Source organism: Delftia sp. UME58 (assembly GCF_014170385.1).
GTDB lineage: Bacteria > Pseudomonadota > Gammaproteobacteria > Burkholderiales > Burkholderiaceae_C > Comamonas > Comamonas acidovorans.
In genome coordinates this window covers 234,512-259,250 of sequence record NZ_LZZV01000055.1, presented here as the reverse complement: position 1 = coordinate 259,250, position 24,739 = coordinate 234,512, and the positions used below count along the sequence as shown (strand labels likewise).

The following is a 24,739-nucleotide window of genomic DNA, read 5'->3' as shown; positions in this document are numbered from 1 at the left end:
TTTTGTGCCAGGGGCTTGCGGGAAAACCCGGGGAGTGCGACAATCTCCAGCTTGCCCCCATCAACAAGGGGCAATTTGCACATCTCCATCACACAAGGGCCCCCTGCGCTGTGTGTCTGCGGTCGGTGTCCATAGACCACCATGAAGGCTTTCATGGATGGCGGGACCATCGGTTTCGGACCAGCCGAAAATGCCCATCCGCCCTTTTGCGAAGGGCCGGTTAAGTCTGACGGTGGATGTTGACCCAACCGTCGAGAAAAGCGTGCCAGATCGCTGACTGCGCGTGCTTTTCGTTAGAGCCATTCATGAACGATATCTCTCAAGAGCAGGGCATCATTGCCGCTGCCGATTCTTCTTTTGCTTCCGCCGCTGAAGCATCTTCCGTGCTGAACGCCGCCGTTGCCAGCGCCGAGCAGGCCGCCGAATCCCTGGCCGCCGCCGAAGTCGTGGAAATCGCCGAAATCGCCGAAGGCGCCGAGGCCGTTGAAGCAGCCCCCGAACTGCCCAATGCCTTCATCGAGCTGGGCCTGGCTGAAGAGCTGGTCCGCGCCGTTGCCGATCTGGGCTACACCCAGCCCACGGCCGTGCAGGCGCAAGCCATTCCCCTGGCCATGGGCAGTGATGACCAGGCCTTCATCGACCTGATGGTGTCCAGCCAGACCGGCTCGGGCAAGACCGCAGCCTTCCTGCTGCCCGTGCTGCACACGCTGATCCAGCAAAAGGCCGACGAAGAAGCCGCCATCCGCGCCGAATATGACCGCCAGTGCGCCGAAGCAACGGCCAGCGGCCAGCCCACGCCCAAGCGCAACAAGCGCAAGGACCCCACGAATCCCCGCAACTTCAAGGCAGCCGTTCCCGGCGCCCTGATCCTGTGCCCCACGCGCGAGCTGGCACAGCAGGTGGCGCATGACGCCATCGAGCTGGTCAAGCACTGCCGCGGCATCCGCATCGCCAACGTGGTGGGCGGCATGCCCTACCAGCTGCAGATCGCCAAGCTGCAGAACGCCAACCTCGTGGTGGCCACTCCCGGCCGTTTGCTGGACCTGCAGCGCTCGATGCAGATCAAGCTCGACCAGGTTCAGTTCCTGGTGGTGGACGAAGCCGACCGCATGCTGGACCTGGGCTTCTCGGACGATCTGGCCGAAGTCAACGACCTGACGGCACAGCGCAAGCAGACCATGATGTTCAGCGCCACCTTCGCGCCCCGCATCCAGCAACTGGCCATGCGCGTGATGCATGACGGCGGCTCCGGCGTGAAGAAGGTCACCATCGACACGCCCCAGGAAAAGCACGCCAGCATCAAGCAAGTGCTGTTCTGGGCCGACAACTCCCAGCACAAGCGCAAGCTGCTGGACCACTGGCTGCGCGACACCACGATCAACCAGGCCATCGTTTTCGCATCGACCCAGGTCGAGTGCGACGGCCTGGCCAATGACCTGCAGCAAGACGGCTTCTCCGCCGTGGCACTGCACGGCGCCCTGAGCCAGGGCCTGCGCAACCGCCGCCTGATGGCGCTGCGCAGCGGTCAGGTGCAGGTGCTGGTGGCTACCGATGTGGCGGCACGCGGCATTGACGTGCCCACCATCACCCACGTCTTCAACTACGGCCTGCCCATGAAGGCGGAGGACTACACCCACCGTATCGGCCGCACGGGCCGTGCCGGTCGCGAAGGTGTGGCCGTCACGTTCGCGGAATTCCGTGACCGTCGTCGCATTTTCGATATCGAGGCCTACAGCCGCCAGCAATTCAAGGCCGAAGTGATTCCTGGCCTGGAACCCGCACAGCGCGCACCCAGCAGCAACGAAGGCCGTGGCGGCCGTCGTGGCGGCGGTGGTTTTGAAAGCCGTGGCGGCGATCGCCGCGGTGCCGGCGGCGGTGGCCGTGGCGGTTTCGGTGGTGATCGTGGCTTTGGCGGCGATCGCGAGCGCAGCTTCGGTGATCGCGGTGGCGATCGTGGCTTCGGCGCACGCCGTGATTCCGAAGGCTATGGCCGCAAGGCTGGCTTCGGTGGCTTCGGCGGTGGCCAGCGCGAAGGCGGCTTCGGCCAGGGCCAAGGTCAGCGTGAAGGCGGCTATAGCCAGGCTCCGCGTGAAGGCGGCTACAGCCAGGCCCCGCGCGAAGGCGGCTTTGGCCGTGGCGGTGAAGGCCGTGGCTTCAGCGGCGACCGTGGTGCTCCGCGTGGCGGCGATCGCCGTGACGGCGCTCCCCGCGAAGGCGGCTTCCGTGGTGCATCCGGCGAGTCGCGCGGCTTTGGCGGTGGCGAATCCCGTGGCGGCTTCGGCGGCGGCGAGCGCCGTCCTGCCTTCGGCAAGAGCGCTCCCAAGCCTTACTCGCCCCAGGGCGGTGATCGCAAGCGCGTCGTGCGCTGATCGATCTCGGCATTGCATGCAGACCGGCCCTTCGGGGCCGGTTTTTTTTCGGCCATCTGCGTCCTCGCGTGGTGCGGCCTGCCCTTGATGGTGCAGAACCTGCTGTCTGGCGGGCTCTGTGACTGCCATAATCGCGGCGCGGAGGTGCCCTGTGGAGTCTTTGATCGCGTCCAGTGTGGATTTTGAACACATGTTCGAGCTGGCCCCCGTCTCGCTATGGCTGGAGGACTACAGCGCGCTCAAGCAGTTGCTAGACCAGTGGCGTGCACAGGGCGTGACCGATCTGCAGGCACATTTCCTCGCCCACCCCCAGGCACTGCAGCAGTGCAGCGCGGCGCTCAAGGTGGTGCGCGTCAACCAGCGCACGCTGGACCTGTTCGGCGCCAGTGACCAGCAGACCTTTCTTGCCAGCCTGGGCCAGGTGTTCCGCGATGACATGCACGCGGGCCTGGCCTGCGAGCTGGAGGATCTGTGGCAGGGCTCTCTGAGCTTTGCCAACCGCACCGCCAATTACACGCTGGACGGGCGGCGGCTCGATGTGCAGATCCGTGGCCGCATCCTGCCCGGCCATGAAAATCTCTGGGACTGCGTGCTGGTGTCGCTGGAAGACGTGACGGCCGAGATGCGCAGCGCGCGCCAGCTGCACCGCAGCGAACAGTACTCGCGCGACCTGTTCGAGTACTCGCCCGTATCGCTGTGGGTCGAGGATTTCAGCGCCATCAAGCGCCTGCTCGACGATGTGCGCGCCCAGGGCATCAGCGACTTCGCCACCTTCCTCAAGGTGCACCCGGAATTCGTCTCGCGCTGCATGCAGGAGATTCGCGTCGTGGACGTGAACCGCCAGACGCTGCGCATGTTCGGCGCCACCGACAAGCTGCAACTGCTGAGCCGGCTGGGCCGCATCTTCCGTGACGAGATGATCGACTCCTTTGCCGATCAGCTGCAGGACCTGTGGAGCGGCAAGCTCGTGCAGCACCGCGAAGTGGTGAACTACGCCCTGTCAGGCGACGCGCTGCACATCCACATGCAGCTGGCCGTGCTCGATGGCCATGCCGACGACTGGGGGCTGGTGCTGCTGTCGCTGGTGGACATCACGGCGCGCAAGAAGGCCGAGGCCTACCTCGAATACCTGGGCAAGCACGATGTGCTGACCCAGTTGCGCAATCGCGCCTTCTATATCGAGGAACTCAATCGCCTGGCGCGCAAGGGGCCCTGGCCGCTGGCGGTGATTGCCATCGACATGAATGGCCTCAAGGAGGCCAATGACGAGCATGGCCATGCCGCAGGCGACGACATGCTGCGCCGCGTGGGCGAAGTGCTGACCAAGGCCGTGGATGCGCCAGCCTGCGCGGCGCGCATAGGCGGCGACGAATTCATGGTGCTTTTGCCGGCTTCGGACGAGCGCGGCGCCGAGGCGATCAAGGAGCGCATCCTCTCGCTGCTGGAGCTCAACAACCAGTTCTATCCGGGCCAGGCGGTCAGCCTGTCCATGGGCGTGGCCTGCTGCGATTCGGGCAGCCAGGTCGAGGCCACCGTCTCGCGCGCCGACCAGGCCATGTATGCCGAAAAGGCGCGCTACTACAAGGAAAGAATGCTGGACCGCCGCGCGGGCGGCGCTTAGCGGTCTTGCACCGCAGTGCCTGTCAGGCCTCCGAGGCGTGCCGCCCGATTTCGGGCCAGCGGTGGTGCAGGTAGATCCAGGACGCCAGCCCGATCAGCATCATGCTGATCGAGCCCAGGGCCAGCAGCACGGTCGAATGCATCACCAGCGGTGCAATCATGCCGGCCACGATGCCATTGGCCGTGGAGCCGACCACGGCCTGCAGCGATGAGGCCAGGCCGCGCCGCTCCGGGTGGATGTCCAGCACCAGCAGCGTGACCACGGGCACCATCATGGCCCAGCCGAAGGCGAACACGCCCACGGGAATCAGCGCCCAGCTCACGTGGGCAGGCCAGATCAGGTTGGCGACCAGGTTGATGATGGACACGACGAACATGATCAGAAAGCCATGGCGGATCTGGTGCTTGGGCGGAATGCGCCCGGCCAGGCGGCCGCTCACCCAGGCGCCGCCCATGATTCCCGAGATCGAGATCACGAAGAACCAGAAGAACTGCTGCGGCTGCAGGTGCAGCAGATCGCCCAGGAAGGCGGGCGCCGACAGCACATACAGAAACATGCCGTTGAACGGCACGCCGCTGGCAAAGGCCAGCAGCACGAAGCGCGGATCGCTGCACAGCTCCTTGTAGCCCTGCATCAGAGGCTTGAAGCGGAAGGGCTGGCGCTGCGCTTCGGGCAGGGATTCCGGCAGGAATCGCCAGTTGATGCCCCACAGCAGCACGCCCACCAGGGTCAGGAACCAGAACACTGCCGCCCAGCCAAGGTGTATGAACAGCCACCCGCCCATCACCGGGGCCAGGGCTGGCGCGATGCCAAAGAAGATGGTGATCTGCGCCATCACGCGCTGGGCCTGGGCAGGTGGAAACAGGTCGCGCACCACGGCGCGCGACACCACGATGCCGGCACCCGTGGACAGGCCCTGCAACGCGCGGAACAGCACCAGCTGCGTGATGTTCTGCGACAGCGCGCAGCCTGCCGATGCCAGCGTGAACACGGCCAGTCCCCACAGCACCACGGGGCGGCGGCCGAAACTGTCGGCCAGGGCACCGTGGAAAAGGTTCATGAAGGCAAAGCCGAACAGATAGGCCGACAGCGTCTGCTGCATCTGCAGCGGCGTGGCGTTCAGGGCCTGTGCGATGCCGGAGAAGGCGGGGATATAGGTGTCGATCGAGAACGGCCCCAGCATGCCGAGGATGGCAAGCAGGACGGCCAGGGCCCAGCGCGGGCCCTGCCATAGCGGGGAAACATTTTGTGGCATGCAGGCGAGGCGGTTGTGCGTTGCGGGCGGCCGCAGGCGCAGGAAAAGGCCGCGCGCACTTGCGCCTGCGGCAGGGTGACACTGTAGCGGCTTGGCTGGAATCCGGTGTGACGGATGGCTTGGCGAATGATCTGGGCGATGGAGTGGATTGATAGTTTGTATCTAAATGATATAAACATCGATAGAATTTATCTTTTGCGCCGGCATGCAGGAGTCCGCCGTGGGGTGGAGGGCATGGTCCAAGGCGCTTTCGCCAAGGATCTTCCATGACTGTTTCTCGCCGCACGTTGATATCGGGTCTGGCTACGGCCGCGTTGCAACTGACTGCCGCAGCGGCCTGGTCCAAGGGCCGCCGACTGCAGCTCTCGGCGGCCTATGGCGATGGCATCTTTCACACGCAGAACCTGCGCAGCTTTGCGGCACGCGTGGGTGCCGACACCCGGCAATCGCTGGAGATCGAGGTGATGTCCAACTCGGCGCTCAAGCCCATGGCGCAGGTGCTGCCTGCGCTCAGGCGCAATGACATCCAGTTTGGCGAAGTGCTGATGTCGTCCTGTGCGGATATCCATCCGCTGCTGGCCATGGACTCGTTGCCTTTCATGGTGCGTGGCTTTGACGAGGCTGCGCGCCTGTGGCAACTGACCCGTCCCGTGCTGCAGGAGTTCTTGCTGGCCCAGCAGGGCGTGCGGCTGCTGTTTGCCGTGCCTTGGCCGGCGCAGGGCCTGTTCTGCCGGCGTCCGGTCGACAGCATCGTGGATCTCAAGGGCCTGAAGCTGCGCGTGCAAAGCGATGCGACCAAGCGGCTGGCTGAACTCTGGGGTGCTCAGCCGGTGGTGATTGGCGCGGGTGATCTCGGTACGGTGCTGGAGCAGGGGAGTCTCGACGCCATGATCTCGTCCAGCACCACGGGTGCCGATAGCCAGGCCTGGAAGACCATGAAGGTGTTTCTGGACATCAAGGCCTGGATTCCCAAGAACATGTTGTGCGTCAGCGAACTCGCCTGGAAGGGGTTTGCCGAGCCCGAACGCCAGGCCATCAGCCGCGCCGCCGTGCTGGCCGAGAAGGAAGGCTGGGCGCTGGCCCAGCAGGCTGATGAGCTGGGCAAGAAGGTTCTTGTCGACAACAAGATGTCCGTGGCCGCGCCATCGGCGGACCTGCGCCGCATGCTGGACTTGATGGGCGAGCGCTTTGGCCGGGAGTGGGTGGCCAAGGCGGGCAGCAGCAATATGTCTGTGCTGATGGAATACAACAAGAAAAGGCACTGAGCGCCGTCGCGCCGAGTGCCTTGTTCCGGGTATTGATGGTGGGCCCTGAGTGATTCGAACACTCGACCAACGGATTAAGAGTCCGCTGCTCTACCAGCTGAGCTAAGAGCCCACGTATTCCTGCGTGGATGCCTGATGGAATCAGGCAAAAAAATTCTTGGTGGGCCCTGAGTGATTCGAACACTCGACCAACGGATTAAGAGTCCGCTGCTCTACCAGCTGAGCTAAGAGCCCCCTCGGGTATTCCGAAGGAATCAGCCTGGACGGATCCAGGCTGAAAAGGAATTTTTGGTGGGCCCTGAGTGATTCGAACACTCGACCAACGGATTAAGAGTCCGCTGCTCTACCAGCTGAGCTAAGAGCCCCAAAACAAGTCTGCGCTGCAAACGAGACCGCAATTATGCGGCATTTTTTGTGTGCTTGCAGGAAGAAGCGCCAAATTTTTAGTTCATGCCGTGGCGGCGCTGAGCCGGGCCCGCCTGCCACCCTGTGTGCCGCCGCAAAAAAGGCGGCCGAGGCCGCCTTTGGGTGCTGGCGCGCAGTGCGCCTACATCAGCAGATGTTCGCCTGCGTTGTCACCGCCCAGGATCACGTAGTTGACCTTGCGGATGTCCATCAACTTCTTGCCGCCGGAGTAGCTGATCGAGCTTTGCACGTCCTGCTCCATCTCGATCAGGGTGTTGGCCAGAGGGCCCTTGACGGGTTCGAGGATGCGCTTGCCCTCCACGTGCTTGTACTCGCCCTTGTTGAAGTCCGAGGCCGAGCCGTAGTACTCCTTGAAGCGCTGGCCATTTTCCTCGACGGTCTGGCCTGGCGATTCCTCGTGGCCCGCGAACAGCGAGCCGATCATCACCATGGTGGCGCCAAAGCGCACGCTCTTGGCGATGTCGCCGTGGCTGCGGATGCCGCCATCGGCAATGATGGGCTTGGTCGCCACGCGCGCGCACCACTTGAGCGCCGACAGCTGCCAGCCGCCCGTGCCAAAGCCCGTCTTGAGCTTGGTGATGCAGACCTTGCCGGGGCCGATGCCTACCTTGGTGGCGTCAGCGCCCCAGTTCTCCAGGTCGATCACGGCTTCGGGCGTGCCCACGTTGCCGGCGATCACGAAGGACCTGGGCAGCTTTTCCTTGAGGTAGCCGATCATGTTCTTCACGCTGTCGGCATGGCCGTGGGCAATGTCGATGGTGATGTATTCGGGGCACAGGCCTTCGGCGACGAAGCGGTCCACCGTTTCGTAGTCGGGCTGCTTGACGCCCAGCGAAATGGAGGCGAAGCAGCCCTTGCCCTGCATCTCGCGCACGAACTGCACGTTGTCCAGGTCAAAGCGGTGCATCACATAGAAGTAGCCGTTCTGGGCAAGCCAGGTGCAGATGCTCTCATCCACCACCGTCTTCATGTTGGCCGGCACGGCCGGGATGCGGAAGGACCGACCGCCCAGCTCCACGCTGGCATCACACTCCGAGCGGCTTTCCACGCGGCACTTGCGCGGCAGCAGCAGGATGTTGTCGTAGTCGAAGATTTCCATTTGATTCCAAGCTCCATGAAAGGTCGCGGCAGGAACATCCCTCCGCGATGGGGCGCTTGGCTTGGAGGCCGGTCTTGCGGGCGGCGCGGGCGGGCCGCGTCGCCAGGGCGGCTGTGGCCCGGGCACAAAAAACCGGACCGCAAGAAACTTGGGCCCGGTGATTGATTCTATACGTTGCCGGCGGCGGGCCTGGGCTCCCTGTCGATATAGCGGTTATAGGGATGGCGTTATGGGCCTGCAAGGGAGCGCTGCGTGTGCCGATTGCGGGCCGATTGCGGGCCTATTGCGGGAAATGCGGCATCGGTTTCCCTGGGGAGCGAGCTGCTTTCTACAATGCCAGGATGTTTCCGATCGATCTGCTCGACGGCACCTCCGGTGCCGCGCCCGCCCCCAACTCCCCTTTGCTGGCCAACCTCAATGAGGAGCAGCTTGCTGCCGTCACGCTTCCGGCCGGCCACGCGCTGATTCTGGCCGGCGCGGGCTCGGGCAAGACGCGGGTGCTGACCACGCGCATCGCCTGGCTGCTGCAGACGGGCCAGGCCACGCCGGGCTCCATCCTGGCCGTGACCTTCACCAACAAGGCGGCCAAGGAGATGCTGGCCCGCCTGTCGGCCATGCTGCCCTACAACGTGCGCGGCATGTGGATAGGCACCTTCCACGGCCTGTGCAACCGGCTGCTGCGCGCCCACCACCAGGCGGCAGGGCTGTCGTCCACCTTCCAGATCCTGGACACGCAGGACCAGCTGTCGGCCGTCAAGCGCCTGTGCAAGCAGTTCAACGTGGACGACGAGCGCTTCCCGCCCAAGCAGCTGCAGTACTTCATTGCCGGCTGCAAGGAAGAGGGCATGCGCCCCGGCGACGTGGTGGCGAATGATCCCGATACGCGCAAGAAGGTCGAGATCTACCAGCTCTACGAGGAGCAGTGCCAGCGCGAGGGCGTGGTCGATTTCGGCGAGCTGATGCTGCGCTCCTACGAGCTGCTGCGCGACGACGCCGCGCTGCGCGCCCACTACCAGCGGCGCTTTCGCCACATCATGGTCGATGAGTTCCAGGACACCAACAAGCTGCAGTACCAGTGGCTCAAGCAGCTGGCGGGCGACATGGTGGATGGCCGCCTGCAGGCCACGGGCAGCGTGATCGCCGTGGGCGACGACGACCAGAGCATCTACGCCTTTCGCGGTGCGCGCGTGGGCAACATGCAGGACTTCGTGCGCGAGTTCGACGTGCGCCAGCAGATCAAGCTGGAGCAGAACTACCGTTCCTACAGCAATATCCTCGACTGCGCCAACGCGCTCATCAGCCACAACAGCCAGCGCCTGGGCAAGAACCTGCGCACCACCCAGGGCCCGGGCGAGCCCGTGCGCATCTACGAGGCGCCCACCGACATGGCCGAGGCGCAGTGGATGGTCGAGGAAATCCAGCAGCTCGTGAAAAAGGACGGCTGGCAGCGCCAGGAAATCGCCGTGCTCTACCGCAGCAATGCGCAAAGCCGGGTGATCGAATCGCAGCTGTTCAATGCCGCCATTGCCTACCGCGTGTACGGCGGCCTGCGCTTTTTCGAGCGCGCCGAAATCAAGCATGCGCTGGCCTACCTGCGCCTGCTGGAGAACCCGCACGACGACACCAGCTTTCTGCGCGTGGTGAACTTCCCGCCGCGCGGCATAGGCGCGCGTAGCGTGGAGACGCTGCAGGATGCGGCGCGCAGCGCGGGCTGCTCGCTGCACGATGCCGTCTCGGCGGTGCCGGGCGCGCCGGGCACCAAGCTCGCAGGCTTTGTCGCCAAGATCGACGTGCTGCGCGAGCAGACCCAGGGTCGCACCCTGCGCGAGATCATCGAGGCCATCGAGGAAGAAAGCGGCCTGCTCGAGCACTACCGCAACGAAAAGGAAGGCGCCGACCGCATCGAGAACCTGCAGGAACTCGTGAACGCGGCCGAGAGCTTTGTCACCCAGGAAGGCTTTGGCCGCGATGCCGTGGCCCTGCCGCTGGACGAGCACGACGGCGCCAGGGCGCTGACGCAAAGCCCGGCCAGCCAGGGCCTGGACCCTGCGCTGCCGCTGCTGGACACGCCGCTCACGCCGCCGGCCGGCACCGTGGCCGGCATGGTGGATGCCGATACCGGCGAGACGCTGTCGCCGCTGGCTGCCTTCCTGACGCACGCGGCGCTGGAGGCCGGCGACAACCAGGCCCAGGCCGGCCAGGACGCCGTGCAGCTGATGACCGTGCATGCCTCCAAGGGGCTGGAGTTCGATGCCGTCTTCATCGGCGGCGTGGAAGAGGGCCTGTTCCCGCACGAGAACGCCATGATGGACCGCGGCGGCCTGGAGGAAGAGCGCCGCCTGGCCTATGTGGCCATCACCCGCGCGCGCAAGCGCCTGTACCTGAGCCATTCGCAGACGCGCATGCTGCACGGGCAGACGCGCTACAACGTCAAGAGCCGCTTCTTCGACGAGCTGCCCGATGAGGCGCTCAAGTGGATCACCCCCAAGCATGGCGGCTTTGGCAGCTACGCGCCCCGGCCCGGTGGCGGCGGTAGTGGTGGTGGTGGCGGCTATGGTTCACGCGATCGCGGCGGCTTCGGCAACAAGGCCGAAGGCTGGCGCAGCGAGGTCTTCGCCAGCCCGCCCGTGCCGCCGCAAAAGGCCGCTCCGGGCCACGGCCTGCGCGTGGGCCTGGACGTGTTCCACAACAAGTTCGGCGAAGGCAAGGTGCTGGCCCTGGAGGGCACGGGCGACGACGCGCGCGCCCAGGTCAGCTTTGGGCGCCACGGCACGAAGTGGCTGGCGCTGTCCATTGCCAAGCTCACGGTCGTGGAGTGAGGCGCGCGCTGCCGCGCGCGGCGCTCAGGGCCTGACTTCGAAGCTCAGCGTCGTGGTGTGGCGCACGTCGGTGTATTTCTTGCCGTCCAGCGTGACCGAGCCGTTGTCCACGCGCGCCGTCACCTCCAGCACGTACAGGCCCGGGAAGTAGGGCTTGAAGCTCACCGTGCCGTCCTGCGATGGCGTGAGCGTGCGGTACCAGCCCTCGCTGGTCTGCACGTTGACCTGGCTGGCCGCGACCTTGCGGCCCTTGAACACCAGCTGGAACGTATCGCCGCCCGCCGTGGTCGGCACCAACTCCAGGTCGTTCACGGCCTTGGTGTCGTTGCGGCCGAAACGGGCCTGGTAGTAGGTCAGCACGCCATTGGCGCCGGGGCGCGTGGCGGCGATGCGCACATCGCCCTGGCCTGCGTCCACGGTGAAATGATTGGCGTCGGCCTTCAGGGGAAGGCTCTTGCCGTCGGGCAGGACCTGCTTGGCATCTTCCAGGGCCGGCAGCTGTTCCAGCGGCTTGCGCAGTTCTCCGGCATAGGCCCGGGCCTGTCCTGCGTCCTGCTGCAGCCAGAGATAGTCGGCATGTGCGGCCGGCACTGCCAGGGCGGCAGCGGCTGCCAGCCATGCGCAGGCCGTGCTGCGAAGGATGCGGGAAGCTGGGTTCATGGAGTCTCTCCTGTGGTGTGGTTCTGCGTCCGCCAGCCGGGCCTTGAAGGCTGGGGTCCGGGCGGGGCTGAATGGGGCGCAATGCCCGGTGATGGGCCTCGCGGTGCATCAGAAATTATAGCGACCAGGTGAGAATGACTCTTGTTTTGCACGCTAAGAGTCGGGGTCATGACATCCATGGAGTCGCGGCGCAGGCATGCAAAAAGGCCATGGAAATCCATGGCCTTTGTGTTGCTGCGCCATCCGCCGCAGGGCGGCGGGGCGCCGTGGCGGCGGTCAGGCCGACAGCTTGGGCTGGGCAGCGGTGCCGGTCAGGTAGCCGACGGCGGCGCCGAACTTGCCGCGGTAGTTGGCGCTGATCAGCGGGTCCAGCGTGGGCTTGACCACGTTGTGGATGGCGCCCCAGTCACCGGCGTGCTGGAAGTTGCTCATGATGTAGGTCCAGCCGTTGATCTCGTCCACGGCATGCAGGCCCGTGGATTCGCCGCCTGCGGGAATCGACATCAGGCGCGACAGCTGCTTGGTGTCGATGTTGTAGGCCCACAGGAAGTTGTTCACGTGCTGGCCGCTGTCCTCGCCGATGAACAGGGTGCGCATCTTCTCCGAGAACTTGAGGTTGTCGGGGTTGCAGATCTTGTTCGGGTTGCCGGTGTTGCCCAGCGCGTCGGCGCTGATGTCCTCGCCGGCCAGCAGGGCCTTGGTGTCCACGGGCATCCACTCGCTGTTGATGGCGGCGCCTGCCGTGTCCTTCTGGCCGCCGCGCAGGTTCAGTGCCATCACGGCGCCGGCCTTGAGCTGCTTGGGGATGGACACGCCGTTGCCGGCCACGTTCAGCGCATCACCGGCCACCATGGACTTTTCGCAGTTCTGCAGGGCCGAGTAGGCGACCTTGTCCTTGGCGTTGACGGTCGTGCCCTCCATCTTGGTGAAGCCCATGCTCGCGCCCTTGAAGGCGGCGTAGCGGTGGGTTTCCAGGAAGGCGGCGGCCTTGTCCATGCCGGGGTTGATCTTGATCCACTCGACCTTGCCGTTGGCCGTGATCCTGGTGTAGCTGGCGTCGCCCGGATCGGTCTTGGCCACGGTCATGATGTCCGTGGGCTTGAGCGTGTTGGCCAGTTGCTCGATCTCGGCGCTGGTGGCCGAACCCAGCTTGATCCAGGTCAGCGCGGCGGCGCTGCCCGATGCCGGGTCGATGGAAAAGCCCGCACCCACCTTGGCCACGTACAGCGAACCCGAGGACAGGTCCTTTTCCTTGTCGGCCACGAAGACGAAGTAGCCGCTGTTGGTGGCATCGTCGCCCATCAGCGCCGTGCGCTGGTCGGGCATGACCTGGACCAGTTCGTGCGAGATGCGGCCCATGCAGAAATGCTTCTTGATGCTGGCGGTGCCGTCCACGTTGACCGTCACTTCGGGCATGTGGCCGTAGTGGTAGGGGTTGGCCCTGTTCTGGTCGCCATACAGGTTCTGGCTGAAGGCCTGCAGCTGCGCATTGCCGGTGGCGAAGGCGTCGGGCTCGTACTCTTCGCTGGACAGGTGGGTGCCCCAGGGCGACAGGCTGGCGCCGCAGGTGATCCACAGGCCGTGCACCTTGGAGGTGTCCACGTTGTGGTACTTGACCAGGCTGAGCTTGCCGGTGGTCTGATCCTGGTCCAGCGTCAGCACGGCAATGGGCGAGGGCAGCTTGCCGTACATGTCGGTCTTGCCGTCCTGCGCCCAGGTGGTGTATTCGAACTGCACCACGGCGAACACGGGCTTGCCCTTGACGCCATCCACCTTGGCATTGGGCACGGTCAGCAGCGAGGTGCCGTCGGGCGAATCGGAGAAGAAGTGGCGCTCGCTGCCGGCCACGGTGCGGTCGATGATCTTGTTGTTGTTGATGTCGTAGTAGCCGCCGGCCAGGATCTTGCCGCCCTTGCCGTCGGACACTTCATCGCCGGTCACGAAGAACGGCTGGTAGCCCAGCTCGAAGCTCTGCTCGCTGTTGTCGCTGTACTGCACCTTCAGCTGCGAGGCCACGGTCATCCTGGCCATGGCCTGGGGGTTGGCCAGCGTGGGCGCGGCCATGGAGGTGAAGCTGGCCGCCACGTAGTTCTTCGCGGGGCCGTCGTCGCCGCCGCCGCAGGCGGTCAGCAGGCCGGTGGCGGACACGGCGGAGCCGAGCGGCAGCAAGGGGGCGCCGGTCAGGAATTGCAGCGCCTTGCGGCGGGAGAGCATCGTGGATTGGGACATGGGGCTTCCGTTATGGGTTTGTCAGCGTCAACCCATCGGGGGCGGGATGGGCCGGGATGCCGCCGCGCACTCGCTGGCTTGACATCCGCACGGCATGCTAGGCAGCCGGTATGACAGAGCGATGGCACCCGCATGACGAAACCGTGACAGCGTCATATGACAGCCGGCAGGCGAGGGGTGCCGGGCGATACGGCCAGTCAAGAAAACCAAAGAAAAAGCCCCTTGAAAAGGGGCTTTGGGGTTGCAGTGGCGTGGCGCTCAGCCGGACAGTCCGGGCGGCGCAGGCGGCGCAGGCGGCGCAGGCGGCGCAGGCGGCTCGGTGCCAATGGCGTCGCTGCCATCGCTTTCATCGGGCGCTGCAAAGCAGTCGCGGAAGGTGAAGACGATGGAGGTGAAGAACATGGCGGCCAGCAGCATGGCCGTGCCGATCATCAGGCCGTTGGCAATGCTGCCCAGCACCTGGGCCAGCACGGCCGAGATCAGGGCCATCACGATGCCGGCCACGATGAACACGCCCATCCAGCTCAGGCCGAAGACCACCAGCGCGCCGATGTTGCGCACACAGGCCACCAGGCTGAAGAACACGGCCTTGACCGGGGGCACGTTGTGCCAGTGCACCAGCCCCGGCGCGTGCCAGAACAGCAGGGACAGCGGCAGGTACAAGCCCATGCTCAGCCACATGGCGGCCTGGAAGTCGGGCGACTCGGCGATCTCGCGCGTCAGCGGCTCGCCGCCCAGGTAGACGTTGGCAAACTGGCCGTCGTCCACCAGCATGGACAGGCCCATGATCAGCAGGAAGCCTGCCGCATACATGGCGCCCAGCGTGAGCATGGAGTTCAGGCGCTGGCGCCCGGTGCGAAAGGCCACCAGCAGCAGGGCCGGCGTGGGCGCACGCCCGTGCGATGCCTCGGCCGCCGCCACCATCATGGCCAGCGAGGTGGCCGGCAGCAGGCCCAGCGCGATCACGGGGCCGATCAGCGGCAGCACCGTGACCAGCGACATGGCCGCCATCGACAGAAAGAACAGCGCTGCCAGTGCCAGCGGCTGCTGGCGGAAGGTGCGGATGCCCTGCTGCACCCATTGCAGGCCGGTACGGGCGGGAACGATGAGAAGTTTCATGGGGTGAGGAAGTCGGGGCGCCTGGATGGGGCATGGCCTCTGGCATGGGCCGCGCCGCTGGCGCCCGAACGGGGACTGTACCCGAGGACGCGCGGCCCGTGGACCGCAAAGCCCTCTGTCAGCCGCGCTGTGGCGGTCTTCGGACGTCAGTCCAGCGCCACGGGGTGGGCCAGGCGCTGGCGCAGCACGCGCTCGAAATGGGTGGGGTCGTGGGGAACGAGCATGGAGGCCTCGCGCGGCAGGTGGAAATCCCACAGGCGGGAAATCCAAAAGCGCAGCGCGCCCGCGCGCAGCATGGGGTTGAACAGCTCGCGCTCGGCGGCGCTCAAGGGGCGCACCGACTGGTAGGCGTCGATCATGGCCTTGGCCTTGGTGGCGTCATGGGCGCCGGTGGCGTGTTCGATGCACCAGTCGTTGAGGCACACGGCCAGGTCGAACAGCCAGCTGTCCACGCCTGCGAAGTAGAAGTCGAAGAAGCCGGTCAGGCGCTCGCCATCGAACATCACGTTGTCGCGGAACAGGTCGGCGTGCACGGGGCCGCGCGGCAGTGCCGCATAGGCCGGCGAGGCGGCCACATGGTTCTGGAAGGCCAGCTCGGAGCGCAGCAGGTCGGCGGTGGGTGCGTCGATGTGCGGGATGACCGTGGGCACGGTCTCGTTCCACCAGGGCAGGCTGCGCAGGTTGGGCTGCTGGCGATCGTAGTCGCGTCCGGCCAGGTGCATGCGCGCCAGCATCTCGCCCACGGCGGCGCAGTGCGCGGGCTGGGGCGCCAGCTCGCTCTTGCCGGGCAGGCGGTTGACGATGGAGGCCGGCTTGCCGCACACGCTCAGCAGGATGTCGCCGCTGCGCGTCTCGGCCTGCGGGTCGGGCACGGGAATGCCGGCCTGCGCCAGATGCTTCATCAGGTACAGGTAGAAGGGCAGTTGCTCGGCCGTCAGGCGCTCGAACAGCGTCAGCACCCACTCGCCCTGCTCGGTGGTGAGAAAGTAGTTGGTGTTCTCTATGCCGCCCTGGATGCCGCGCAGCTCCTTGAAGGAACCCAGGGTCATGCGGCGCAGCAGCTCGCGTGCGTCTTTTTCGGAGACTTCGGTGAAAACGGCCATGTTGCTGTTCCGGCCTTCGCGGCTCGGCGGAAATCGTTGACTTCAGATATGGAAAAAGGGCAGCGCCGTCAGGTGCTGCCCCGTGGGATGCCGCCGGGCCGGGAGCCCGGACAGTCCGGTGAGGATCAGAACTTCTTGAGGTTCCAGACGCGCGTGCCGTTGGTGCCATCGCCGTCGCCGCGGTTGCGCGAGGAACGGGCGCCGTCGTTGGACTGCACTTCATAAGAAGGCATGTCGCCGACCTTGGGCTGCACGGTGATGCTGCGGGTCTGGCCGCCCACGCGCAGCTCGTCAACGCGGCTGCCGCCATCTTCCACATGGATGTGTTCCACGCGCTGGTTGGTTCGGTCGCGGCCCTCGGGCTTGGCCGTGTCCGGCGCGGTCTGCTCGGTCGCCGCCGCAGGAGCGGTGGAGGCAGCCGGGGCAGGCGTGGGGTTCTGGGCCAGCACGGAGCTGGCGGCCAGGGTCAGGAAGATGAAAAGTGGAGCGGCGCGCATGGGCTCCATTGTAGGACTTGCTGCGGGCGCTGTCCCGCCCTGTCACCCTGCCGGCGCGTGCACAATCGGCGCATGAGCAATTCCAAGACCCTGGTGCTGATCGACGGCTCCAGCTATCTCTACCGCGCCTACCACGCCATGCCGGACCTGCGCGCCGAGCCCGGCAACCCGGAAAGCCCCGCCACAGGCGCCATCCGCGGCATGATCAACATGCTCCAGGCGATCAGGAAGGACGTGGCGGCCGACTACGCGGTCTGCGTGTTCGATACCAGCGGACCTACCTTCCGCGACACGCTCTACCCCGAATACAAGGCGCACCGCTCGCCCATGCCTGACGATCTGCGCTCGCAGATCGAGCCCATCCATGAAGTGGTGCGCCTGCTGGGCTGGCCCGTGCTGGCCATCCAGGGCGTGGAGGCCGACGATGTGATCGGCACCCTGGCCAAGACGGCCGCCGCCCAGGGCGTGAACGTGGTGATCTCCAGTGGCGACAAGGACCTGTCCCAGCTGGTGGACTCCCACATCATGGTGATGGACACCATGAGCGGCAAGCGCCGCGACGTGGCCGGCGTGACGGCCGAGTTCGGCGTGCCGCCCACGCAGATGATCGACTACCAGGCCCTGGTCGGCGATGCCGTGGACAACGTGCCCGGCGTGTCCAAGGTGGGCCCCAAGACGGCCGTCAAGTGGCTGGCCGAGCACGGCTCGCTCGACGGCCTGATTGCTGCGGCCGACGGCATCAAGGGCGTGGCCGGCCAGAACCTGCGCGATGCCATCGCCTCGGGCCAGCTGGCGCTGAGCCGCCAGCTGGTCACCATGAAGACCGACTGCGACCTGAGCGCCGAAGTGCCCACCCTGCCGGTGCTCGACGCGCTGGCGCCGCGCGAGCCCGATACCGCGCCGCTGCGCGACTTCTATGAGCGCTACGGCTTCAAGGGCCTGGCGCGCATGCTCGGCGGTGCCGCGCCCGAGCCCGATGCGCTGGAAGCCGTCAAGGCCGGCCGCAAGCCAGCGGCCAAGCCGCGTGCCGACCAGGCCACGGGCGACATGTTTGCCGAAGAGCAGGCCGAGTCCGACGACGCCACCACCGAGGCCGAGGCCGCCCAGCAGCGCCCGCTGGACTACGACGTGGTGCTGACCTGGGAAGCGTTCGACCAGTGGCTGGCCAAGATCAGCGCCGCCCAGCTCACGGCCCTGGATACCGAAACCACCTCGTTGGACGAGATGCGTGCCGAGATCGTCGGCATCTCGCTGAGCGTGGAGCCCGGCGCCGCTGCCTATATCCCGCTGCGCCATGCGGGCCCCGACGCCCCTGAGCAGCTGCCGGCCGACGAGGTGCTGCAGCGCCTCAAGCCCTGGCTGGAAGATGCGGCCCGGCCCAAGCTGGGCCAGCACGTCAAGTACGACCGCCATGTGTTCGCCAATGCCGGCATCGAGGTGCACGGCTATGTGCACGACACCATGCTGCAAAGCTATGTGCTGGAAGTGCACCGCCCGCACGGCCTGGCCAGCCTGGCGCTGCGCCACACCAACCGCACGGGCATCAGCTATGAAGACCTGTGCGGCAAGGGCGCCCACCAGATCCCGTTCGCCCAGGTGCCCGTGGACAAGGCTGCCGCCTATGCCTGCGAGGATGCCGACCAGACCCTGGACGTGCACCGCGTGCTGTGGCCGCAGCTGCAGGCCAACGACGGCCTGCGCGGCGTGTACGAGCTGGAGATCGCCACCAGCGAGGCCCTGTTCCGCATAGAGCGCAACGGCGTGCTCATCGATGCCGCCACGCTGGCCAGGCAGAGCAACGACCTGGGCCAGCGCATCGTGCAGCTGGAGCAGGAGGCCTACGACATCGCGGGCCAGCCCTTCAACCTGGCCAGCCCCAAGCAGCTGGGCGAAATCTTCTTCGACAAGCTGGGCATGCCCGTGGTCAAGAAGACGGCCACCGGCGCACGCAGCACCGACGAAGAGGTGCTGGAGAAGCTGGCCGAGGACTATCCGTTGCCCGCAAAGCTGCTGGAGCACCGCAGCCTGTCCAAGCTCAAGGGCACCTATACCGACAAGCTGGCGCAGCTGGCGCTGCCGCGCACGGGCCGCGTGCACACGCACTACGCCCAGGCCGTGGCCGTGACGGGGCGCCTGTCCAGCAACGACCCCAACCTGCAGAACATCCCTATCCGCACGCCCGAGGGCCGGCGCGTGCGAGAGGCCTTCATTGCCGCGCCCGGCCATGTGATCGCCAGCGCCGACTACTCGCAGATCGAGCTGCGCATCATGGCCCACCTGTCGGGCGACGAATCGCTGCTGCGCGCCTTCCACGAAGGCCGGGACGTGCACCGCGCCACGGCATCGGAAGTCTTCAACGTGGAGCTGGAGCAGGTCAGCAGCGAGCAGCGCCGCTATGCCAAGGTCATCAACTTCGGGCTGATCTACGGCATGAGCAGCTTTGGCCTGGCCAAGAACCTGGGCATAGAGACCAAGGCTGCGGCCGCCTATATCGACCGCTATTTCCAGCGCTATCCGGGCGTCAAGCGCTACATGGACGAGACGGTGGAATTCGCGCGCGACCATGGCTACGTGGAAACCGTCTTCGGCCGCCGCCTGTACCTGGTGGACATCAACGGCGGCAGCGGCCCGCGCAAGAAGGCGGCCGAACGCCAGGCCATCAACGCGCCCATGCAGGGCACGGCAGCCGACCTGATCAAGAAGGCCATGGTGGCGGTGCAGGCCGAACTCGATGCCAGACAGTCCGAGGTCCGCGTCATCATGCAGGTGCACGACGAACTGGTGTTCGAGCTGCCCGAAGGCGAGTCGGACTGGGTACGCACCGAGATCCCGCGCCTGATGGCCGGCGTGGCGGATCTGAAGGTTCCCTTGCTTGCTGAAGTGGGTCTGGGACCCAACTGGGACAAGGCGCATTGAGCTTCACGCAGGCATCGTAGACTTGGCCGGTTCTCAACCACCACCAAGGAGAGATGCATGCGCGATGATCAGCAGCAAGACCTGAAGGCCCTGGTTCCGGGGCGCAGCAGCGAAGAGGGGCCCACGCGGCGCCTGGCATTGCAGACCGCCCTGGGCCTGGGTTATGCTGCAGCGGCCACGCCGCTGATGGCGCAGACCGCCATCTCCACGCCGGCCGACGGACTGACGGCCGGCGAGGTGCATTTCACCGTGAACGGCTTCAAGGTGCCTGCCTACCGCGCCGCACCCGCGGGCAAGAAGAATGTGCCGGTGGTGCTGGTGATCTCCGAGATCTTCGGCGTGCACGAATACATTGCCGACACCTGCCGCCGCCTGGCGCGTGCCGGCTACCTGGCCATCGCCCCCGATCTGTATGCGCGCCAGGGCGATCCCAAGACCTATGGCGACATCGCCAAGCTCATGAGCGAGCTGGTCTCCAAGGTGCCCGACGAGCAGGTCATGGCCGACCTGGACGGCGCCGTGCAATGGGCCGGCACCCAGGGTGGCGATACGGCACGCGTGGCCATCACGGGCTTTTGCTGGGGCGGGCGCATCACCTGGCTGTATGCGGCCCATGGCCCGGTCAAGGCCGGCGTGGCCTGGTACGGCCGGCTGGAAGGCGCCAAGACGGCGCTGCAGCCACGCCATCCGCTGGAGCTGGTCTCCAGCCTCAAGGCGCCGGTGCTGGGCCTGTATGGCGGGCAGGACACGGGCATTCCGCTGGAATCCGTGGAGCGCATGCGCGAGGCGCTCAAGCAGGGCTCGGCAGCGGCCAAGGCCTCGGAGTTCGTGATCTACCCGGAGGCGCCACACGCCTTCCATGCCGACTACCGGCCCAGCTACCGCGAGCAGGCTGCACGCGACGGCTGGCAAAAAATGCTGGCCTGGTTCAATAAGCATGGGGTGACCCCCTGAGCGGCTGCGCCGCTTCCCCCGTTGCACGGCGCCCTCTCTCGCTTCGCGGGAGGGGGGCGTCCGGGCAACCGGCGACACCCTCGGTGCGGGGCGGCGCGGCCGGCGTAGGCCCTTCCTCGGTGTCCCTGGTGTGAGGACGCGCCAGTTTTTAAGGTATTGCTGACTAGCTTTCAACTTTATTCGCGCAGGGGGGCTTGACAGCTTCTGTAGGCTGAAACCGAGGGCACCCGACACCGTGGCCTGCTTTCTTCATGGGATCGCAGGCCACGGCTGCGATGGGACCCGTCTTTCTGCGAGAATTCGCGGGTTTCGCCTGCAAGGGCATACGGTTGAAGCACAAATCGCTATGACATTGGTAGCAATCATTCTGGCCACCCTGGCCGCCGGTATTGGCAGCGTCTGGGTGGCCGCGTTGTTGATGGGGCTGGGAGGCAATCGCTCGCCGGGCATGATGCCGCAGCGGCTGTTGAGCCTGGCGGCGGGCGCGCTGCTGGCCACGGCCTTCATGCACCTGTTGCCCGAAGCCTTCGAGAGCGAGGCCGGGGCGCATGACCTGTTCGTGACGCTGCTGGTGGGCCTGGTGTTCTTTTTCCTGCTGTCCAAGGCCGAGCTGTGGCACCACGGGCATGAGCATGGCGCGCCGCCGGCCCATGAGCACGACCCCCACGATCACGACCATGGCCATTCCCACGAACACCACCACGGCCACCGCCACGGCGGCTGGGCGGTGCTGACCGGCGACAGCGTGCACTGCTTCGGCGATGGCGTGCTGATCGCCTCCGCCTTCATGGCCGACATGCGCCTGGGGCTGATTGCGGCGGTGTCGGTGCTGGCCCACGAGGTGCCGCACCACATGGGCGACATCGTGGTGCTGCGCCAGTCCAGTTCCAACCGGCGCGTGGCGCTGATCAAGGTGTCCATGGCCGGGGCCGTGACCACGCTGGGCGGCATTGGCGGCTATTTCCTGGTGGGACAGCTGCAGGAACTGCTGCCGTACTTCCTGGCCGTGGCCTCCAGCAGCTTCATCTACGTGGCGCTGGCCGACCTGATTCCCCAGCTGCAAAAGCGCCTGAGCGCACGCGAGACCATGGCTCAGGTGGGCTGGCTGATTCTGGGCATCGTGCTGGTCACCGTGGTCAGCCGCGCGGCGCACGCGCACTGAAGCGGATGTGGAGGCGCGGGCCCTAGCTTGCGCGGGCCTCCTGGGGTGCCGGCCCCAGCAGGTCGGCGTAATCCACCGCGTACTTGATGAAGGCCGCATGGCCGTCGATGCGCAGCTTGCGGCGCAGGTGCAGCCGGTGGGTTTCCACGGTGCGCACCGAGGTGCCCATGAGCGCTGCGATTTCCTTGTTGGAGCGGCCCTCCGAAATCCACTGCAGCACGCTGGCCTCGCGCGGAGTGAGGGCGCGCCGGGGCCCGGCCGCATCGCCGTCGTCCTCAGCCACGGGCTGCAGGCCTGGGCTGAAATACAGTCCGCCGGCGTAGACCTGGTCTATGGCCTCGATGAGCTGCTGCGCAGGCGCGTCCTTGAGCACATAGCCGCGCGCGCCCAGCGCCACGGCGCGGCGCACGTATTCGGGGTCCTCATGCATGGACAGCACCAGCACGCGCACCAGCGGGAATTGATCGCGGAACAGTGCGGCCAGGTCGATGCCGCTGGCGCCCGGCATGCGGATGTCGGTGACCACCAGGTCGGGCGACAGCGCACGGGCCAGCGGCAGGGCCTGGTCCACGCTGGCGGCCTCGCCCACCACGCGGATATGGTCCGTGGCCTGCAGGCGCATGGACACGCCGTCGCGCACGAGAGGGTGGTCGTCCACCAGGAGGATGCGGATCATGGGGTTCATGCAGCGGCCCGTTGGAGTTCGAATTCCGGTGAGGGAGACAGCGGCATGCCGCCATCGCGGTAGAGCACGGCGACCAGCCGGGTGCCCCGGCGCCCCGAACTGATGGACAGGTGGCCGCCCAGGCCTTCGATGCGCTCGCGCATGTTGCGCAGGCCGATGCCGCCCTGGCGGTCGCGCTGCACGCGGCGCATGTCGAAGCCCTGCCCGTCGTCGCTGACCTGCAGCACCACGCGGCGGCGCTGAAAGTGCAGGCTGACATCGATGCGCGTGGCCTGGGCATGGTTTTGCGCATTCGTCACGGCCTCCTGGGCCACGCGGAACAGGGCCGTGGCGTGGCTGGGCGGCAGAAAGCGGGTCTCGCCGCGGCAGCCGAATTGCATGCGCAGGCCGTCCTCGGCCTGCATTTGCTGGCTCATCAGCGCCAGGGCCGGGGCCAGGCCCAGGTCGTCCAGCAGGGCGGGGCGCAGGCCGTGGGAGACACGCCGTATCTCCACCAGCGCGTGATTGAGCTGCTCCAGGCCCTGGTCCACCATGCGCTGGGCCGTGGCCGGGTCCTGCGCGGCCAGCCGCCTGAGCTGGGCCTGGGCCGTCTCCAGCAGGAACTTGGAGGAGACCAGCACCTGCACCACGCCGTCATGCAGGTCGCGCGCCACGCGCGTGCGTTCCTCTTCCTGCGAATGCACCACGCGCTGGGCCAGCCGCTGCAGCTTGTTGCTGGACACGCGGTGATCGCTGAGATTGAAGACCAGCCCGGCCACGCCGATGAGCACGATGCACAGCGCCGCAATGCCGAAGATGCGCCAGCGCGTGGCCGCGATGTTGGCCTGGGCGCTTTCGTCGATCTGGCGCAGCGCCTGCTCCACATCGTCCAGGTACAGGCCCGTGCCCAGCGACCAGCCCCATTCGGGCACCGTGGCCACGTAGGCGAGCTTGGCCTCGGTACGCAGCGATGACGGTTTTTGCCACTGGTAGCGCACCAGGCCGCCGCCGCTGCGCGCGGCGTCCAGGATGATCCTTGCGGGTCCTGCGCCGCCCGGGCTATTGGGATCGCACAGGTCCACGCCCGACAGGCCCATCTGGCGCGCATCCAGCAGCACGTTGCCGTGTTCGTCGTAGACGAAGAAGTAGCCGTCCTCGCCGAACTGCATGCGCGACAGCATCTCCAGCGCCTGGCGCCGCTGCAAGGATTGCTCCTCGCCGCTGGACTTGATGCGCGTCAGCGCCGTGGTCGCCAGCTGGACGTAGTGGCGCAGCTCCGTCTCCTTGCTGTGCAGGTAGGCGGTCTCGACCAGTTCCCGTTCCTGGTGGGCCAGTTCCAGGGTCTGGTGCTGCACGGTCGCCGCGACCAGGCCCAGGGCGAGCGCGATGGCGGCAATCGACAGAAGTGCAAGTTTCAGCGGAAGTTGCATGGGAGCCTGTGTGGGGTGCACCGACGATCTTTTCCGCCCAGGGGCCGGGCCTTGTCAACAGGGCTTGCGCGCATGCCGCCGGCGCCAGGGTGGCGGCCTTTGAATGGCGGGCGCCGTATTTCCCAGTGGCCTGTGCGCCTTGTATATCCATGCGGATTCACGCGGATTCACGCGCGCGTGAAAAGACGTTTGAATATCCCAAGGAAAACACCATGGAAAATGATTTTCGGGCGCGAAAGAAATATCCCGTGAATACTGGAGAGGCGAGATGCCATTTCTTGGTGCGTACTCCCCTTTTTGGGGTTTTGGATAATCGTTTTGCCGTATTGTGGTGCGCCGTACCTCTGATGCCTGATGTGCCGGTGGTAGATCAGCAGATTCCATGCCAAGCCTTTGTTTTTAAAGAATGTCGAAGCGCTGCGTAGCACTGCGTGGGTCCGTTTGCGTAGTGGTGCGTAGGGGAAAATTCATTATCGAATGCTCCTGATCCATGCCTAGAATTTCTCCGTGAAATCACGAGTTTGAATCATTTTGTATCGGTGATTCAGGTCAGCTCTGATGAGTGGGTTAGTGGTGACAAAGTGTTTCCAGGGTGCCGATGCAGTAATGCGTGGCACGGCAGTGGCAGCTTGTATTTTTTTTGAGAAGGGCAATACCATGGATATTCGAATGAACCTGCGGCGCGTGGCGCTGGCATGCGGGGTGGTGGTGACGGCCGCGGCGCTGGTGGGTTGCGCTGCGCCCAACAAGCGCGAGGTGCTGTCCACCACGCAGATCTACCCGGCCATCGGCCCGTACTCGCAGATGGTGGCGCATGGCAACACCATCTACTTCTCGGGCGTGCTGCCGCTGAACGCACAGGGCACGGCCATCCAGGGCGCCACCATCGAAGAGCAGACGCGCGCCGTGCTCGACCACATCGGCGCCAAGCTCAAGTCCCAGGGCCTGGGCTATGAGGATGTGCTCTCGACCTCGGTCTTCATGAAGGACCTCAACGAGTTCGCCGCCATGAACAAGGTCTATGGCGAGTACTTCAAGACCGGCGCCCCCGCTCGGGCCACGGTGGAAGTGGCGCGCCTGCCGCGCGATGTGAAGATCGAAATCTCGGCCATCGTCGGCCGCCGCTGACCGCTTGCGCAACGACAGGAGGA

At 65.9% G+C, this 24,739-nt stretch carries 18 protein-coding genes and 3 tRNA genes; 9 read left to right on the top strand and 12 right to left on the bottom strand.

What is annotated here, in order from left to right; translation table 11 throughout:
- Positions 1 to 305: 305 nt before the first annotated feature.
- Positions 306 to 2,369 (top strand): DEAD/DEAH box helicase, encoded by a 2,064-nt coding sequence (locus A9976_RS16720; protein ID WP_183019922.1) that lies wholly within the window; start codon positions 306 to 308, stop codon positions 2,367 to 2,369.
- Positions 2,370 to 2,520: 151 nt separating this feature from the next.
- Positions 2,521 to 3,990, top strand: a complete 1,470-nt coding sequence (locus A9976_RS16715) for a sensor domain-containing diguanylate cyclase (protein ID WP_332259033.1) — start codon at positions 2,521 to 2,523, stop codon at positions 3,988 to 3,990.
- Positions 3,991 to 4,012: 22 nt separating this feature from the next.
- Here A9976_RS16715 and A9976_RS16710 read toward each other — a convergent pair whose 3' ends face one another.
- Entirely contained in the window at positions 4,013 to 5,245 is a 1,233-nt protein-coding gene (locus A9976_RS16710) for a multidrug effflux MFS transporter (RefSeq protein ID WP_183019921.1), read from the bottom strand.
- 266 nt (positions 5,246 to 5,511) lie between these two features.
- Between A9976_RS16710 and A9976_RS16705 the strand changes: the two genes are divergently transcribed.
- Complete coding sequence (locus tag A9976_RS16705; RefSeq protein WP_183019920.1) at positions 5,512 to 6,510, top strand: TRAP transporter substrate-binding protein; 999 nt, start codon at positions 5,512 to 5,514, stop codon at positions 6,508 to 6,510.
- A 36-nt stretch (positions 6,511 to 6,546) separates the two neighbouring features.
- On the opposite strand, the gene A9976_RS16700 is transcribed toward A9976_RS16705, so the two are convergent.
- The 4 genes from A9976_RS16700 to A9976_RS16685 form a co-directional block, all read right to left on the bottom strand.
- A tRNA-Lys gene (locus tag A9976_RS16700) sits at positions 6,547 to 6,622 on the bottom strand.
- A gap of 46 nt (positions 6,623 to 6,668) precedes the next feature.
- Positions 6,669 to 6,744: transfer RNA gene (locus A9976_RS16695), tRNA-Lys, on the bottom strand.
- Between the two features lie 55 nt (positions 6,745 to 6,799).
- A tRNA-Lys gene (locus A9976_RS16690) sits at positions 6,800 to 6,875 on the bottom strand.
- A 182-nt stretch (positions 6,876 to 7,057) separates the two neighbouring features.
- Positions 7,058 to 8,035, bottom strand: coding sequence for a GMP reductase (locus A9976_RS16685; protein WP_183019919.1), 978 nt, complete (start codon positions 8,033 to 8,035; stop codon positions 7,058 to 7,060).
- Positions 8,036 to 8,376: 341 nt separating this feature from the next.
- Between A9976_RS16685 and A9976_RS16680 the strand changes: the two genes are divergently transcribed.
- Positions 8,377 to 10,854: a UvrD-helicase domain-containing protein gene (locus A9976_RS16680; RefSeq protein ID WP_183019918.1), complete on the top strand. Its 2,478-nt coding sequence runs from the start codon at positions 8,377 to 8,379 to the stop codon at positions 10,852 to 10,854.
- Between the two features lie 24 nt (positions 10,855 to 10,878).
- On the opposite strand, the gene A9976_RS16675 is transcribed toward A9976_RS16680, so the two are convergent.
- From A9976_RS16675 to A9976_RS16655, 5 genes are all read right to left on the bottom strand, one after another.
- Complete coding sequence (locus A9976_RS16675) at positions 10,879 to 11,514, bottom strand: hypothetical protein (protein WP_183019917.1); 636 nt, start codon at positions 11,512 to 11,514, stop codon at positions 10,879 to 10,881.
- A gap of 276 nt (positions 11,515 to 11,790) precedes the next feature.
- A complete protein-coding gene (locus A9976_RS16670; protein WP_183019916.1) occupies positions 11,791 to 13,743 on the bottom strand; it encodes a PhoX family phosphatase in 1,953 nt (650 codons plus the stop codon).
- A 258-nt stretch (positions 13,744 to 14,001) separates the two neighbouring features.
- Positions 14,002 to 14,862, bottom strand: a complete 861-nt coding sequence (locus A9976_RS16665) for a BPSS1780 family membrane protein (RefSeq protein ID WP_183019915.1) — start codon at positions 14,860 to 14,862, stop codon at positions 14,002 to 14,004.
- Positions 14,863 to 15,008: 146 nt separating this feature from the next.
- Entirely contained in the window at positions 15,009 to 15,965 is a 957-nt protein-coding gene (locus tag A9976_RS16660) for a homoserine kinase (protein WP_183019914.1), read from the bottom strand.
- A 125-nt stretch (positions 15,966 to 16,090) separates the two neighbouring features.
- The gene (locus A9976_RS16655; RefSeq protein ID WP_013800945.1) at positions 16,091 to 16,462 is read right to left on the bottom strand and encodes a hypothetical protein; all 372 of its coding nucleotides are present in this window, start codon (positions 16,460 to 16,462) and stop codon (positions 16,091 to 16,093) included.
- A 72-nt stretch (positions 16,463 to 16,534) separates the two neighbouring features.
- On the opposite strand from A9976_RS16655, the gene polA reads away from it, so the two are divergent.
- From polA to A9976_RS16640, 3 genes are all read left to right on the top strand, one after another.
- Positions 16,535 to 19,378 carry a DNA polymerase I gene (polA, locus tag A9976_RS16650; protein WP_183019913.1) on the top strand — a complete coding sequence of 948 codons (2,844 nt, stop codon included), beginning with the start codon at positions 16,535 to 16,537 and terminating at the stop codon, positions 19,376 to 19,378.
- Between the two features lie 57 nt (positions 19,379 to 19,435).
- Complete coding sequence (locus A9976_RS16645) at positions 19,436 to 20,332, top strand: dienelactone hydrolase family protein (RefSeq protein ID WP_183019912.1); 897 nt, start codon at positions 19,436 to 19,438, stop codon at positions 20,330 to 20,332.
- Between the two features lie 346 nt (positions 20,333 to 20,678).
- Complete coding sequence (locus tag A9976_RS16640) at positions 20,679 to 21,494, top strand: ZIP family metal transporter (protein ID WP_183019911.1); 816 nt, start codon at positions 20,679 to 20,681, stop codon at positions 21,492 to 21,494.
- Positions 21,495 to 21,516: 22 nt separating this feature from the next.
- On the opposite strand, the gene A9976_RS16635 is transcribed toward A9976_RS16640, so the two are convergent.
- Both A9976_RS16635 and A9976_RS16630 read right to left on the bottom strand, forming a co-directional pair.
- Complete coding sequence (locus tag A9976_RS16635) at positions 21,517 to 22,179, bottom strand: response regulator transcription factor (RefSeq protein WP_183019910.1); 663 nt, start codon at positions 22,177 to 22,179, stop codon at positions 21,517 to 21,519.
- Positions 22,176 to 23,588 carry a cache domain-containing protein gene (locus A9976_RS16630; RefSeq protein WP_183019909.1) on the bottom strand — a complete coding sequence of 471 codons (1,413 nt, stop codon included), beginning with the start codon at positions 23,586 to 23,588 and terminating at the stop codon, positions 22,176 to 22,178. Before A9976_RS16630 ends, A9976_RS16635 begins: the two co-directional genes overlap by 4 nt.
- Before the next feature lie 212 nt (positions 23,589 to 23,800).
- Between A9976_RS16630 and A9976_RS16625 the strand changes: the two genes are divergently transcribed.
- Complete coding sequence (locus tag A9976_RS16625; protein ID WP_183019908.1) at positions 23,801 to 24,013, top strand: hypothetical protein; 213 nt, start codon at positions 23,801 to 23,803, stop codon at positions 24,011 to 24,013.
- Positions 24,014 to 24,245: 232 nt separating this feature from the next.
- Entirely contained in the window at positions 24,246 to 24,716 is a 471-nt protein-coding gene (locus tag A9976_RS16620) for a Rid family detoxifying hydrolase (RefSeq protein ID WP_183019907.1), read from the top strand.
- Positions 24,717 to 24,739: the final 23 nt, after the last annotated feature.

Bases quoted from the DNA above. Each gene is read 5' to 3' on its own strand.
- A9976_RS16635 (WP_183019910.1), bottom strand. From the start codon at position 22,179: ATGAACCCCATGATCCGCATCCTCCTGGTGGACGACCACCCTCTCGTG.
- A9976_RS16655 (WP_013800945.1), bottom strand. From the start codon at position 16,462: ATGCGCGCCGCTCCACTTTTCATCTTCCTGACCCTGGCCGCCAGCTCC.
- A9976_RS16680 (WP_183019918.1), top strand. From the start codon at position 8,377: ATGTTTCCGATCGATCTGCTCGACGGCACCTCCGGTGCCGCGCCCGCC.
- A9976_RS16645 (WP_183019912.1), top strand. From the start codon at position 19,436: ATGCGCGATGATCAGCAGCAAGACCTGAAGGCCCTGGTTCCGGGGCGC.
- A9976_RS16665 (WP_183019915.1), bottom strand. From the start codon at position 14,862: ATGAAACTTCTCATCGTTCCCGCCCGTACCGGCCTGCAATGGGTGCAG.
- polA (WP_183019913.1), top strand. From the start codon at position 16,535: ATGAGCAATTCCAAGACCCTGGTGCTGATCGACGGCTCCAGCTATCTC.
- A9976_RS16710 (WP_183019921.1), bottom strand. From the start codon at position 5,245: ATGCCACAAAATGTTTCCCCGCTATGGCAGGGCCCGCGCTGGGCCCTG.
- A9976_RS16720 (WP_183019922.1), top strand. From the start codon at position 306: ATGAACGATATCTCTCAAGAGCAGGGCATCATTGCCGCTGCCGATTCT.
- A9976_RS16685 (WP_183019919.1), bottom strand. From the start codon at position 8,035: ATGGAAATCTTCGACTACGACAACATCCTGCTGCTGCCGCGCAAGTGC.
- A9976_RS16640 (WP_183019911.1), top strand. From the start codon at position 20,679: ATGACATTGGTAGCAATCATTCTGGCCACCCTGGCCGCCGGTATTGGC.
- A9976_RS16670 (WP_183019916.1), bottom strand. From the start codon at position 13,743: ATGTCCCAATCCACGATGCTCTCCCGCCGCAAGGCGCTGCAATTCCTG.
- A9976_RS16625 (WP_183019908.1), top strand. From the start codon at position 23,801: ATGGAAAATGATTTTCGGGCGCGAAAGAAATATCCCGTGAATACTGGA.
- A9976_RS16675 (WP_183019917.1), bottom strand. From the start codon at position 11,514: ATGAACCCAGCTTCCCGCATCCTTCGCAGCACGGCCTGCGCATGGCTG.
- A9976_RS16660 (WP_183019914.1), bottom strand. From the start codon at position 15,965: ATGGCCGTTTTCACCGAAGTCTCCGAAAAAGACGCACGCGAGCTGCTG.
- A9976_RS16705 (WP_183019920.1), top strand. From the start codon at position 5,512: ATGACTGTTTCTCGCCGCACGTTGATATCGGGTCTGGCTACGGCCGCG.
- A9976_RS16630 (WP_183019909.1), bottom strand. From the start codon at position 23,588: ATGCAACTTCCGCTGAAACTTGCACTTCTGTCGATTGCCGCCATCGCG.
- A9976_RS16620 (WP_183019907.1), top strand. From the start codon at position 24,246: ATGGATATTCGAATGAACCTGCGGCGCGTGGCGCTGGCATGCGGGGTG.